The following is a 12564-nucleotide window of genomic DNA, read 5'->3' as shown; positions in this document are numbered from 1 at the left end:
CGGCGTTTTCTCTACGAGAATTGTGTGTTTCCGCCATCGGCGGCAAACTTCTAGGCTGTGGTCCGGCATCCGCGCCAGACGGCAAGCCGCTGGAGGACATCATGACCGACACGACCTCAAATCCGCAGGCCGATACGGCACGAGCGTCTGAACTCGGCGCGGTCGCCCGGTTCCTGAAAGCGACCGAGCTCGACACGCGCATGCTCGGCATGGTCGGCGCGCTGCTGGTCATCTGGGTCGGCATACATATCCTGTCGGGCGGGCTTTTCCTGACGCCGCGCAATCTTTGGAACCTGTCGGTGCAGACGTCCTCCGTCGCGATCATGGCGACCGGCATGGTATTGGTCATCGTTATGCGCAACATCGACCTTTCGGTGGGCTCCGTCGAAGGCGTGATCGGCATGATCATGGGCGTGGCACAGGCCGAATTCCTGATTCGCATCATCGGCTTCCAGCTTGGAAACCCCTGGCTCTGGATCGTCGCGCTTGCCGCCGGCGTGGTGCTTGGTCTGCTGATCGGCGCGTTCCAGGGCTTCATCATCGCCTATATGCAGGTTCCGGCCTTCATCGTGACGCTTGGTGGCCTGCTGGTCTGGCGCGGCATGGCATGGCTCATCACCAGCGGGCGCACGGTCGCGCCACTCGACGCCACCTTCCAGCTGATGGGCGGCGGACCACGCGGCTCGATTGGCGCCGCTGCCAGCTGGATCGTCGGCATCGTCGCCTGCGCGGCGGTCGCCTTCGCGCTGCTCAACGGTCGCTCGCAGCGCAAGCGCTTCAGCTTTCCACTGCGCCCCGTCTGGGCCGAGACCTTGCTTGGCGTGGTCGCTTGCGCGGCCATCCTCGGCGCCGTGTGGATCGCCAATTCCTATCCATGGCCGATCGGCATCGTGCGCCAGTACGCACAGCAGAACGGCATCACCGTTCCCGAAGGCGGGCTGTTCATCGCGCATGGCATCGCCATACCGGTGCTGATGGCGGTGATTGCCGGCATCATCATGACGTTCATCACCAAGCGCACGCGTTTCGGCCGCTATGTCTTCGCCATCGGGGGCAATCCGGAGGCAGCGGAACTCGCCGGCATCAACACGCGCTGGGTGACCATGAAGGTGTTCATGATCATGGGTGTGCTGGCTGCAATCAGCGCGGCGATCTCGTCGGCCCGTCTCAATGCGTCAACCAATGCGCTGGGCACACTGGACGAGCTTTTGGTGATCGCGGCCGCCGTCATCGGCGGCACGTCGCTCGCGGGCGGCGCCGGAACGGTGATGGGCGCCATGCTCGGCGCGCTTCTGATGCAGTCGCTGCAATCCGGCATGGTGCTGCTCGGCATCGACTCGCCGCTGCAGAGCATTGTCGTTGGCGCTGTCCTGGTCATCGCCGTCTGGCTCGACACCGTCTACCGCAAGCGCGTCTAGGGAGGAACGACTATGGAAAAAACTGCTCCCACCGGTACGCCACTGATCGACATGCGCAACATCTCGATCGCGTTCGGTGGCATTCGCGCCGTCGACGATGCGTCCATCGATCTTTTCCCGGGCGAAGTGGTGGCGCTGCTTGGCCACAACGGCGCCGGTAAGTCGACGCTGATCAAGATCCTGTCGGGCGCCTACAAGCGCGATGCCGGCCAGATCTTGGTCAACGGCCAGGAGGCCTCGATCTCCAATCCGCGCGACGCCAAGAAATACGGCATCGAAACGATCTACCAGACGCTTGCGCTGGCCGACAATGTCGACGCTGCCGCCAACCTCTTCCTCGGCCGCGAACTGATGACCGCGTGGGGGACACTCGACGATGTCGCCATGGAGGCCGAGGCGCGCAAGGTGATGGGCCGGCTCAATCCGCGCTTCCAGCGCTTCAAGGAGCCCGTGATCAAGCTATCGGGCGGCCAGCGCCAGTCGGTGGCGATCGCACGCGCCATCCTGTTCAACGCCCGCATCCTGATCATGGACGAACCGACGGCCGCGCTTGGGCCGCAGGAGACGGCGCAGGTCGGCGAACTGGTCAAGCAGCTCAAGGCCGACGGCATCGGCATTTTCCTGATCAGCCACGACATTCACGACGTGTTCGAGCTTGCCGACCGGGTCTGCGTAATGAAGAACGGCCAGGTCGTCGGCACCGCGCTCACCACCGATGTGACGCAGGACGAAGTGCTCGGCATGATCATCCTGGGAAAGTGCCCGCCCGGCGCCATTCCCGGTCCGGGTGCGCTGAAGATCGCGGCCTGAGACCACGCTATCGTCAGCTGTCATGTTCACTGATGCTCGAGATCGATAAGCCGGCTAAATATGCATGATATGCCAGCTGTCATTATGGCTTGGCCGCGCCATTGTCTTGCCGCGGCGACTTGCCCATAAAGGTCCCGAACCGTCCATGGGCCTGCGTTGAAGAAGTTTTTCCCGATCCTTGCCTTCATTGCCGTTGCACTGATCAGCCTGACGATGGCGGGCTTCGCCTATTTCGCGACCCAGGAAGCGGCGCGCATCAAGTTCGAGGCGACGGCCGACGACGCGCTCAACCGCATCGAAAGCCGTATCGATCTGCATCTGTCACTGCTGCGCTCGACGCAGGCGCTGTTCGACGCCCGCAATGGCGAGATTTCAGGTAGCGAATTCAAGGCCTTCTTCAGCGCCCTCGATGTCGATAACAATTTCGCCGGCCTGCGCGGCATCGGCTATCTCAGGCTGGCCAAGACCGGTGACGAAGCGGCGGTCGAGCGCGAGATGTTGCGCGACCGCGGCGCCGCCCACACGGTCTATCCGGACACGACACAGCCATGGCGCACGCCCGTCGTGCTGTTCGAGCCGCTCGACCCTGCCAACGAATCCACCATCGGCTACGACATGTTCACCGAGCCGGTGCGGCGCGAGGCGATCGAAAAAGCGATGGCCGATGACGCACAGCACGCAAGCGGTCTGGTCCAGCTCGGCCAGGACACTGGCGCGGCGCAGACCTTTACCGGTTTCCTGGTCTTCGTCAGGCTCAATGTCGAAACCGCGCCGGATGGTATCAATGCGTCCAGATCATCGACATCAGGCCTTCTCTACGCGGCCTTCCGCGCCCGCGACCTGTTCCAGACCGCGCTCAGCCGCACGCCTTTGCTGCCGGTCAACACCGCGGTCTATGACGGCACGGCCGACGCCGACAATCTTCTGTTCCAGTCGGAAACGCCGCCGGTTGCGAGCTTTGGCGACAGGCTGTTGGTGACGCGCAAGATCATCGTCGCCGGTCGGCCGTGGACGGTGCTGTTTCGGCCGACAAGCGCATTTTCGCAACCGTCCTCGCGCGCCATTCCGGTCATGCTCGGGCTGTTCGGCCTGCTTCTGGCCGGCGCCATAGCGTTGGTGGCCCGCTACCAGGAGCGCGCCTACGACGCCAAGTCGCTGCTGCATGAAACGACGGAAAAAAGCCTGCTCGAAAAGGATTTGATGCTGCAGGAGATGAAGCATCGAATCAAGAATTCGATCACGCGGGTGCTGGCGATTGCGCGCCAGACGGCGGCGCAAGCAACCGACGTGCAGGAGTTCTCAACTTCCTTTTCGGCCCGCCTGCAGGCAATGGCGGCTTCCCAGGACATGCTGACGCGTTCGCGCTGGCAGAAGGCCGATCTTGGCGACCTGCTGCGCATCGAGCTCGGCCAGGTATTCGGCAAGGAGCTTCCGGAAGGGATATTGTCAGGGCCTCAGGTGCTGCTCGACGAGAGGACGACGCAGGCGCTTGGCCTGACCTTTCACGAACTGGCGACGAATGCGCTGAAATATGGCGAGGCCGGCAATTCCGTGGGTGCGCTGAAGGTCGACTGGTCGTTCGAGGGGCGCGGGTCCGAGCGGATGCTGGTTCTGAACTGGCGCGAGGCCGGGCAGAAGGAACTCGAAGCGCCGGCGAAGACCGGCTTCGGCACCAAGCTGATCGACCTCAATGTCACGCGCGAATTGCGCGGCACGATTGCCCGAGATTTTCGCGTCGATGGGCTTACGGTGGAAATCAAGATCCCGCCGCCTGATGCAGGCAAACAAACGGAGACCGGCTGACCGGTCTCCGTCTCGATTGTCTGACGCTTTTGAAGCGGATCAGCAGCGAGCGGTGTAGAGCCGGCCGCGATTGTCGCGATACTGGCAATAGCCGTTGCGCAGGTTGCGCACCAGCAGACCGGAACCGGCGCCAACGGCTGCGCCGATCAGCGCACCCTTGCCGCCGCCGATCAGTCCGCCGGCCAAAGCACCGACACCGGCGCCGACGCCGACATCCTGCTCGGTCGTGCTGCAGCCGCTGACGGCGACCACCGCAACCATGGCAATAATCAATTTCCGCATAGAATCTCTCCTCACTTTGTCCTCACTTTAGTAAGCTCCAGCCGCTATTTAGCACGAAACAGCAGCCTTTGCCCGCTCGATCTTATTGTTGGCTAAGAGAGTCTTTTTCGCGGCGCGTGGCGTTCGATGCGACCACGACACTGGAAATCTGCAAAGACGCGTCGAGGGTGCCGTCCGGGCGCACGTTCCAGACGATCTGGTCGTAATCATCTTCCAGCGCGGGGTCGACCCTAAGACATTTGGCAACGACGTGCTCGGCCTGACCCTGCACGTCGCCGGCAGCGAATGGACGTTCTGCCGTGCATGCTTCGGCGGTTTCGAAAACACTGACCGGCACCGGCAGTTCACGGCATTCGGTCATGTTGTTCGAACAGCCAATTACCAAAAGCAAAGCGGCGATGTGTTCCACGGCGACACGTCCTCTCGCCATAAGAACGGTCCACAGCCGTCAAAGTTCCTGTGCCGAAAGGGCGTTAATAATTCGTCGGCTACGAGCTGGACAGTTTCTGAGCCAGGCTGCTTGGGAGCAGCGTGAACCTGAGCATCTGGCTCAGACCAATTGCGACGCCACGATCAGCACAACAGCGGCGACGAGCGCGACAGCGGTGACGCGAAGCAAGGGATGCCAGGCGTGCTGCAAAGGCGAGGCTGAAGCGTCAGGATCCTGAAAGCCGCTCATCGACACCCGGGCGGCCTGCTCCAGCCTGTTCATATCGGCAACCGTCATGATCATTCCTCCCATACTCGCGTTGCAGGCTGCGGCCGAAACATCGGTTGAATCGGTCAAGATCCAGCAATCTCTGGGAACCACAGCATCGGATTTTATGGTGAACAGCCGGTTAAGGAATCCCGCCGCTCATTCGGTTTCGAAATTGCCGTGCGGAACGACGAGGCGATATTCGAGGCGGTCACTGGTGATCTCCAGCGTCGCCGTGCCGTTCAGCGATGCCGGCACGACACGTTCGAGGGCAACGCTGCCGAAGCGTTTCTCGGTGCGCCTGTTATCATTGGCGACAATGGCCTCGACCCAGGTCAGCGACAAAGCCGGCTTGTCTGCGGCCTCTGCGACGTTCGACAGATCGGCGGTTACCTCGACAAAGCCGTCCGGCCGCGCCAGGGCGCCGTAGCTGAATGAATTGACGGCGAGTTCGTGCATTGCCAGTCCAATATGAATGGCCGCGTTGGGATTGAGGTAGGGGTTGACGCCATTGAAGCGCAGGCTCTGCGCGGGATCGGCGCCGTAGCGAACGACCTGGCCGCGGATAAGCTCGCGAAGTGCTGCACCCCGCCAGTTCGACGACGTTACCAGGTCCTGGGAGGAAGCCAGTGACTGCAGGCGGCCGCGAAAGCGCTTCAGGAAATCGTCGGGTGTCTCGGAATAGCGGCCGGTCTGGGTGGCAATACTCTGGATGATGGCCAACAGGTTCTTGGAGCGGTGGCTGACTTCGCGCAACAGCGTCTTCAGCGTCTGTTCGCGGCGTTTCTGCTCGGTGGTTTCCACCATCGTGGTGACGACGCCCTGCACGTCGCCGCGATGGCCCCGATCGGCATCGACCCATACCTGGAACCAGCGCATGCCATCACCGGTGGGAACACTCAGTTCAAGGCGTTCCGGATTGCCGGAAGCGATCACATTGCTTTTGGCGGCGGCGATTTGCTCAGCTTGCGCCGGTGGCAACGCGCCGTTGCTGTCGGCTGTGTCGGAAACCCACGGCGCACGCATGTTGCGGGCCCATACAGTCTTCAATTCACGATCCTGATAGAGGACGGAAATGCCGGCATTGTGCAGAGCGTGAAGCAAGGCCCGGCCAAGCTGCATTCCGCTTTCAGCCGGGTGCAGTGCGATCACCTCGTCGCCCTGTCCGCTCTCGCCTCCGCCAATGGAACGCATCAATCACCTGTCCACCTGATCAGGACCGAACGATTCACTTGGACTCAGTTCCTGAGTAGGTCCCCAGAAAAGGTCCGCCGGACGATGTCCCGTTGGAGGACATCGCCCGGCGGTGGCTGGAAACCGTTTGAGGGGTGCGGCTTCCAGTGTTCTTCGCCCGCTCCTACGATGCCCGTCTGAACAGGCCGGCCAGAAGCGAGATGACGAGGAAGGCGAGAAAGATGAAGAACAATATTTGCGCGATACCGGCCGAGGTACCGGCGATGCCGCCGAAACCAAGCGCGCCGGCGATGATCGCCACGACGAGAAATACGAGCGCCCAGTAGAGCATGATCTGTCTCCTTCCGATACTGGATCAAGAACGTGAGTGATTGCTGTTTGTTCCACCATTTGCCGAAAAAGAAGGTCTTTGGAAGAGGCCCGGACGCGAATTGATTCGCGCGCGTGAGCGCCATACGGCGCGACGGGCAGCCGCCGATCGCCGGGTTAGGCGATCGCCAGTGCCGCCAACGCTGCGAGGCGGCGAAAAGTTGGAGATTGAAGGCCCTACTTCACGCGGCGGCCTTGGCCTGCCGGTCGAAGAACAGCGCTTGGCTGATCAGCGCCTTTACCATGTCGGGATTGAACGGCTTGGTGACGAGGAAGGCCGGTTCAGGCCGCTCGCCGGTCAGCAGACGTTCGGGGAAGGCGGTGATGAAGATTACCGGCACCGAAGTCGACGACAGGATTTCGTTGACCGCATCGATACCCGAGCTGCCATCGGCAAGCTGAATGTCAGCCAGCACCATCTTCGGCCTTGTCTTGCCGAACATCGCCACCGCCTCGGTATGGGTGCGCGCGGTTCCGACCACGTGGTGGCCGAGGCTCTCGACCATTTCCTCGATGTCCATGGCGATCAGCGGCTCGTCCTCGATGATCAGCACATCGGTCGCCACCTGGCGAGAGATCTCATTGCTCGCCTGGGCAAGCAGTTCGGAGAATTCCTTGGCGTCGACATCGAGAATTTCAGCTGCCTCGTCTTCACCGAAGCCTTCGACCGCGACCAGCAGGAAAGCCTGGCGTGGCCGTGGCGCAATGGCGTTCAGATTGGCGGCGGCGCGCTGCTCCCATGCCGATTGTGCCTGCTCCTGCGGAACGCGGATGGCAATGGAGGTGAACAGTTTGGCGAATACCTTGTAGAGCGCGATGCGGTCGCTTGACGCTTGCGGGAAGATGTCGACGTCGGCGATGATGGCTTCGAGCATCGCGGCGACCAGCGCATCGCCACTCTCCTGCGATCCGGATACGGCGCGTGAAAAGCGGCGCAGGAACGGCAGGTGCGGAGCGATGGTTGCGGAAAGGCTCATGGTAGACGTCTCCCTCAGATGACGTGATTGCATAGATTGCAGGTCAAGCTGATTGCAAGCCCCAACACCCAAACGCCGGTTTTGCGAAAAAGTTCCGAGACTTGTGGAACGAAACCGTACGGGCGACGTTTGTGGTGCGATGGGCAACCAGACGAGGGGGCCGCTTTGTGTTGTGTAATGGGGCGGCTCGGGGCGCTGGATTTAAGGGCGAAGTGAAGGACATGAATAAAGAAACGCTGGCTGGCGCCGCTGACAGGCGCCGGGCCAATTCCGGCGACCCGCTCGGGGCGAATTCGGAAATCGGCCGCAAACTCAAACAATATTATGACGAGCTGGTCTCGGACAATGTGCCGGATCGCTTTGCCCAGTTGCTCAGCCAACTGGAAAAGGCCGAACCTGCACAGAAGAAGGACTGAGGCATGGCAGCTGTCTCACAAGGGTTCAAGACCGACCTGCTCGGCTCGATCCCGAGCCTGCGGGCCTTTGCCGTGTCGCTGACGCAGAATGCCGACAAGGCCGACGATCTCGTGCAGGAGACGCTGGTCAAGGCTTGGGACAAGCATGAGAGCTTTCAGCCCGGCACCAATCTCAAGGCATGGCTGTTCACCATCCTGCGCAACGAGTTCTATTCCCAGATGCGCAAGCGCGGCCGCGAGGTGCAGGACAGCGACGGCATCATGACGGCCAGGCTTGCCGTTCATCCGGCTCAGCACGGCCAGCTTGACCTCAAGGATTTCCGCGGCGCGCTCGAGCAACTCCCCGAGGACCAGCGCGAAGCCATCATCCTCATCGGCGCTTCAGGCTTTTCCTATGAAGAGGCCGCCGAAATCTGCGGCTGTGCGGTCGGAACGATCAAAAGCCGGGTCAGCCGGGCCCGCACGCGGTTGCAGGAGATCCTCAAAATCTCCGGCGAAGACGAATACGGGCCGGACGCGATCTCGTCCCAGGTGACGGGTTCAAACGCTGCCTGACGGCGGAGGCCCCGTTTGCGGGCCTGGGCTCTCTACACATACCCATCGAAGATATCTCAGACTGGCGCGCGGCCGCAGGCCGCCGCCAGAGCCTCGACGAGATCGGTCCCCGAATAAGGCTTGGTGACCAGGCGGATGCCGGGAAAAGACCCTTTGATCTCATCGGGGTCCGAATAGCCGGAGGCAAAGACAAACGGCAGGCCCGATTGGCGCAGCCGCGCGGCGAAATCGAGTGTGGACGTTCCGCCCAGCATGAGGTCCACGATAGCGGCGTCGAACTCGCCAACGACCTTCTGCTCATCGATCTCGGCCAGAGCGCGGGCAATCACTACGTCGTTCGCGCCATGGTCGCGGCAAAGCTGCTCGACATCCATGGCGATCAGGAATTCATCCTCCAAGACAAGAATTCGCAATCCCTCAAGCAATGGCGGCACTTGGCAATCTCTCCTCAATTCTTGCAGCATCGGGTACAGTGACTCCAGTCAACCGCATCGCGGACCTTGGGGGATCGGTCAGGCCTTAATCCGAAAAGTTCGCCCACCGGCTCTACTCCACAAGCGAGCTTCGAATTCGCCTCAGTGGAGTGTAGCGAGTCATGATCGCTATTTGCCATCCTGTCATTTAAAAAAGACATGCCATCGGCAGCGGAACCGCGGCCTTGCAAAGGCGTAGCACTCAGTCTCTGGCAAGAGACTTTCGAAAGAGGGATCGAAATGTCTGGCCAGAATGGTCGTTCGTTTTCCAGCCGTCAGTACCCATGCGAGATCTGCCCGCTTCGGCCATTGCCGGTGTTCCGGGAATTCGAGAAGCAGGAGCTTGCCTATGTCAGCATGTTCAAGAAGGGCGAACTGGCCGTCGACAAGGGCGCCACAGTGCTGGTCGAAGGCAGCCAAAGTGCTCATCTCTACACCGTGCTTTCGGGCTGGGCCTTCCGCTACAAACTGTTGTCGGACGGCAGGCGCCAGATCCTGAACTACTCCATGCCCGGCGATCTTATCGGGCTGCAGGGCAGCCTGATGGGCGAAATGCAGCACTCGGTCGAGGCGCTGTCTCCCATGCTGTTGTGCGTCTTCGAGCGTGAAAACCTGCACGAGCTCTACCGCAACCATCCGGGCCTTGCCTACGACATTACCTGGCTGGCGTCGCGCGAGGAGCGCATGCTGGACGAGAACCTGCTCAGCGTCGGCCGGCGTACGGCGGTCGAGCGCACCGCCTATCTCATTGCCTTCATCGCCAGCCGCGCGGCGGCAGTCGGGCTCAACGGCAAGGCGCCGGTGCAAATCCCGATTACCCAGCAGCATGTCGCCGATACGCTCGGCCTGTCGCTGGTCCACACCAACAAGACGATCCGCAAGCTCATCGATCGCAAGCTGATCGCCTGGCGCGACGGCGGTTGCGAAGTGATCGACGGGGAGGGGCTGAAGGATCTCGCGCGCTGGGAGGGCCTAAGCGAAGGCCGTCGGCCGCTGATCTGACAGGCAGGCCTCCATCTGGGGCTGGACTCGCACTTGCAAACACCCTTTCATGGATACGGTATCCGATTTCGGAACCATGACGTGTGTCGGGCGTTTGAAGCCAAGCAAACGCAAGGAGTTTAGAATGGCAACTGCCGCAGGAAAAACCGCCAACGAAAGTCAGACGAACGCCGACCTCGAAGCCGACATTCGGCAGTTGAAGGCGGATATCGAAAAGTTGACCAAGCAATTGGCCAAGACCGGCGAACATGGTTACGGCACGGCGCGGCGCGCTGCTGCCGAAGGCGTCGACCAGTTGCGCGCCCAGGGTGAAGCCGTCTTCGACAGCCTGCGTGGCAACGCCAAGGATCTTGAGGCCCAGATCACGGCCAATGTGCGCGAGAAGCCAGTTACTTCACTGGCGATCGCGGCCGGCGTCGGCTTCCTGTTTGCGCTTCTTGCCCGGCGCTAGTTTCGACAGAGATGGGCATGCTGGCACCGCTTATCTCGGCCTTGGCCTCGGGTGAAGCCATTGCCGCCATGCGCCGCGCGCGCACGGCGGCAATCGTCTACGGGTTCGCCGCCGTCGCTGCCCTGTGCGGCCTCGGGTTTCTCCTGGGGGCGGCCTACATCTGGGCGGCTGACCGTTATGGCTCGATGGCCGCCTGTCTCGGCTTCGCGGCTGGTTTCCTGGTACTGGCCGGGCTTATCGTGCTCATTCATCAACTTGCGGCTGGAACGCGTGCGCGCCGACGTGCGCGAAGGCGCAATGCCGACCTGAAGGCGCTCGGTATCACCGCGGCGCTTGCCGTGCTGCCGGCCTTGCTCAAGGGGAAAGGCGGGAAGGGCGTCATTCTCGGCCCGATGATCGCGCTCGCGGCCTATGCCATCTACCGTGAGAACGTCAAGCCGGACCGGGGCGATCCGGACAGCGAAGCCGACTAAAGCGCGCGCGCTGATACGCTGTTCCCGGGAAAACCGCTTCGCACTTCTGAAATTGCTTTAAGCCGGCAGATCTTCAAGCGGCATCGATATTTCGGCGAACACGCCTTCGCTGCGGAATTCGTGGGTCACTTCGCTCGATAAAACCTTGGCGAGGCTGCGGCGGATCAGGATAGAGCCGAAGCCCTGGCGTTCCGGCGGGTCGACTTTCGGCCCGCCGCTTTCGCTCCAGGTCAGCACAAGGCGGCGCGCGCCTTTCTTGCCCGCCGCCTTCCAGTCGACATCGACCTTCCCCGAGCCAACCGACAGCGATCCGTATTGCAGCGCGTTGCTGGCCAGTTCGTGCATGATCAGGCCGAGCCCCACCGCCTGGTCAGGCGAAAGCAGCAGCTCCGGACCGGAGATCACGATGCGCGGCCGTTCTGCCGAATCGAACGGCTTGACCTCGATCTGCATCAGTTCGCGAATACCGATGCCGCGCCATTCGCGATCCGACAGCAGGTTATGGGCAGCGCCCAGCGCCTGCAGCCTGGCGCCGAAGGCTTCCAGGAATTCGCTTGGGCGGCGAGCGTGGCGAACGGTCTGCGTCGCCAGCGCCTGCACCGTCGCCAGCGTGTTCTTGACCCGATGGTTGAGCTCGCGCAGCAGCAGCCTTTGCCGGTCCTCGCCGAGCTTGCGTTCCGAGATGTCGTAGTTGACGCCAAAGATAAGCGTCGGCTTGCCTTCGCCGTCGCGCTCGATGACGCGGCCGCGGGTGACTATCCAGCGCGGCGGATCGAAGCCTTTGACCCGGTATTCGCCGAAATAGTCATCGCTGCCGGTCAGGGCATCGCGAAAGCGCGTCTCGGTCTGGTAGACGTCGGGCGGGTCGATGGCGGCCAGAATGTCGCGCGCCCGCAGTCGGTTCGAACGGGGCAGGTTGAACAGCTCCGACAAACGCACGTCGCATTCGATCATGTCGGTGCGGATATCCCAGGCCCAACTGGCGAGCGAGGCGGCGTCGAGCGCTATGGCTCGGCGCTTTTCCTCCTGCGCCAAAGCAGCGGTGGCAATGGCGCCGCTGCGGGTGGCGTCCTTGAGGGTAAACAGGCTGGCGGCGAGGCTGGCCAGCGATTTCAAATGATCGAGCGCGGCAGCGGACGGAAATTCATGCGGCTCCCGGTCGAGCACGCACACCGTGCCGACGCGCGCGCCGGCGACCACCATCGGCGCGCCGACATAAAAGCGGACATGGTGTTCGCCGGTGACCAGCGGGTTGCCGGAGAAGCGAGGGTCGATGCTGGCATCCGGCACCACCATCGGCTCTCCGCCGGCGGCAATGGTATGGGCGCAGAACGATATGTCGGTCGCGGTTTCGGTCTCGTTGAAGCCGACACAGGATTTGAACCACTGTCGTTCGGTGTCGAGCAGCGTGACGAGCGCGATCGGCGCCTGCATCACGGCTGCGGCAAGGCCGGTGATGCGATCGAAGTCGGGATCGGAGTCGGTGTCGATCGCGTCAAGCCTATGCAGTACGGCAACCCGCTCCGGCGCCGCTACGGCGCGGCGGACCTCAACCGGCAAACCAGCCTGCTTCGCCACCTTGCTATCCACCAAGCCCCCTCGCTTGCAGGCCCCACCTGCGGTGGCGCGCATCTCGCGCGGCGG

At 62.2% G+C, this 12564-nt stretch carries 16 protein-coding genes; 8 read left to right on the top strand and 8 right to left on the bottom strand.

All coding sequences use genetic code 11. The features are described from left to right. The first annotated feature begins 101 nt into the window (after nucleotides 1–101). From NKI61_RS30365 to NKI61_RS30355, 3 genes are all read left to right on the top strand, one after another. Complete coding sequence (locus NKI61_RS30365; protein WP_023715018.1) at nucleotides 102–1418, top strand: sugar ABC transporter permease; 1317 nt, start codon at nucleotides 102–104, stop codon at nucleotides 1416–1418. Nucleotides 1419–1430: 12 nt separating this feature from the next. Beyond that, nucleotides 1431–2228 (top strand): ATP-binding cassette domain-containing protein, encoded by a 798-nt coding sequence (locus NKI61_RS30360; protein ID WP_023683966.1) that lies wholly within the window; start codon nucleotides 1431–1433, stop codon nucleotides 2226–2228. Between the two features lie 156 nt (nucleotides 2229–2384). Further along, nucleotides 2385–4031, top strand: coding sequence for a CHASE domain-containing protein (locus NKI61_RS30355; protein WP_352842062.1), 1647 nt, complete (start codon nucleotides 2385–2387; stop codon nucleotides 4029–4031). 39 nt (nucleotides 4032–4070) lie between these two features. On the opposite strand, the gene NKI61_RS30350 is transcribed toward NKI61_RS30355, so the two are convergent. The 6 genes from NKI61_RS30350 to NKI61_RS30325 form a co-directional block, all read right to left on the bottom strand. Continuing rightward, nucleotides 4071–4313, bottom strand: a complete 243-nt coding sequence (locus NKI61_RS30350; protein ID WP_023670102.1) for a YMGG-like glycine zipper-containing protein — start codon at nucleotides 4311–4313, stop codon at nucleotides 4071–4073. A gap of 82 nt (nucleotides 4314–4395) precedes the next feature. Continuing rightward, nucleotides 4396–4722 (bottom strand): hypothetical protein, encoded by a 327-nt coding sequence (locus NKI61_RS30345; protein WP_352514789.1) that lies wholly within the window; start codon nucleotides 4720–4722, stop codon nucleotides 4396–4398. A gap of 141 nt (nucleotides 4723–4863) precedes the next feature. Further along, nucleotides 4864–5040: a hypothetical protein gene (locus tag NKI61_RS30340; RefSeq protein WP_352514788.1), complete on the bottom strand. Its 177-nt coding sequence runs from the start codon at nucleotides 5038–5040 to the stop codon at nucleotides 4864–4866. A 129-nt stretch (nucleotides 5041–5169) separates the two neighbouring features. Next, entirely contained in the window at nucleotides 5170–6204 is a 1035-nt protein-coding gene (locus NKI61_RS30335; protein WP_023670099.1) for a sensor histidine kinase, read from the bottom strand. Nucleotides 6205–6367: 163 nt separating this feature from the next. After that, the gene (locus NKI61_RS30330; RefSeq protein WP_023670098.1) at nucleotides 6368–6535 is read right to left on the bottom strand and encodes a DUF1328 domain-containing protein; all 168 of its coding nucleotides are present in this window, start codon (nucleotides 6533–6535) and stop codon (nucleotides 6368–6370) included. A gap of 220 nt (nucleotides 6536–6755) precedes the next feature. Next, entirely contained in the window at nucleotides 6756–7550 is a 795-nt protein-coding gene (locus tag NKI61_RS30325) for a response regulator (RefSeq protein WP_023670097.1), read from the bottom strand. Between the two features lie 221 nt (nucleotides 7551–7771). On the opposite strand from NKI61_RS30325, the gene NKI61_RS30320 reads away from it, so the two are divergent. Next, complete coding sequence (locus NKI61_RS30320) at nucleotides 7772–7966, top strand: NepR family anti-sigma factor (protein WP_027050766.1); 195 nt, start codon at nucleotides 7772–7774, stop codon at nucleotides 7964–7966. 3 nt (nucleotides 7967–7969) lie between these two features. After that, a complete protein-coding gene (locus NKI61_RS30315; protein WP_023670095.1) occupies nucleotides 7970–8521 on the top strand; it encodes a sigma-70 family RNA polymerase sigma factor in 552 nt (183 codons plus the stop codon). A gap of 56 nt (nucleotides 8522–8577) precedes the next feature. On the opposite strand, the gene NKI61_RS30310 is transcribed toward NKI61_RS30315, so the two are convergent. Next, the gene (locus NKI61_RS30310) at nucleotides 8578–8895 is read right to left on the bottom strand and encodes a response regulator (RefSeq protein WP_050485906.1); all 318 of its coding nucleotides are present in this window, start codon (nucleotides 8893–8895) and stop codon (nucleotides 8578–8580) included. Between the two features lie 339 nt (nucleotides 8896–9234). On the opposite strand from NKI61_RS30310, the gene NKI61_RS30305 reads away from it, so the two are divergent. The 3 genes from NKI61_RS30305 to NKI61_RS30295 all read left to right on the top strand — a co-directional run bounded on the left by NKI61_RS30305 (nucleotide 9235) and on the right by NKI61_RS30295 (nucleotide 10920). Beyond that, complete coding sequence (locus NKI61_RS30305) at nucleotides 9235–9996, top strand: Crp/Fnr family transcriptional regulator (RefSeq protein WP_023670093.1); 762 nt, start codon at nucleotides 9235–9237, stop codon at nucleotides 9994–9996. 124 nt (nucleotides 9997–10120) lie between these two features. Beyond that, the gene (locus NKI61_RS30300) at nucleotides 10121–10447 is read left to right on the top strand and encodes an ElaB/YgaM/YqjD family protein (protein ID WP_023670092.1); all 327 of its coding nucleotides are present in this window, start codon (nucleotides 10121–10123) and stop codon (nucleotides 10445–10447) included. An 11-nt stretch (nucleotides 10448–10458) separates the two neighbouring features. After that, on the top strand, nucleotides 10459–10920 hold the full coding sequence (locus tag NKI61_RS30295) for a hypothetical protein (RefSeq protein WP_023806538.1): 462 nt from the start codon (nucleotides 10459–10461) through the stop codon (nucleotides 10918–10920). A 57-nt stretch (nucleotides 10921–10977) separates the two neighbouring features. Here NKI61_RS30295 and NKI61_RS30290 read toward each other — a convergent pair whose 3' ends face one another. Further along, nucleotides 10978–12552 carry a sensor histidine kinase gene (locus NKI61_RS30290; RefSeq protein WP_502899947.1) on the bottom strand — a complete coding sequence of 525 codons (1575 nt, stop codon included), beginning with the start codon at nucleotides 12550–12552 and terminating at the stop codon, nucleotides 10978–10980. Between the last annotated feature and the right edge of the window lie 12 nt (nucleotides 12553–12564).

It is taken from the genome of Mesorhizobium sp. M0514, assembly GCF_040321145.1.
Taxonomy (GTDB): Bacteria; Pseudomonadota; Alphaproteobacteria; order Rhizobiales; family Rhizobiaceae; genus Mesorhizobium.
Note: the sequence above shows the minus strand (reverse complement) of the source record. Positions and strands in the feature narration are given on the sequence as shown.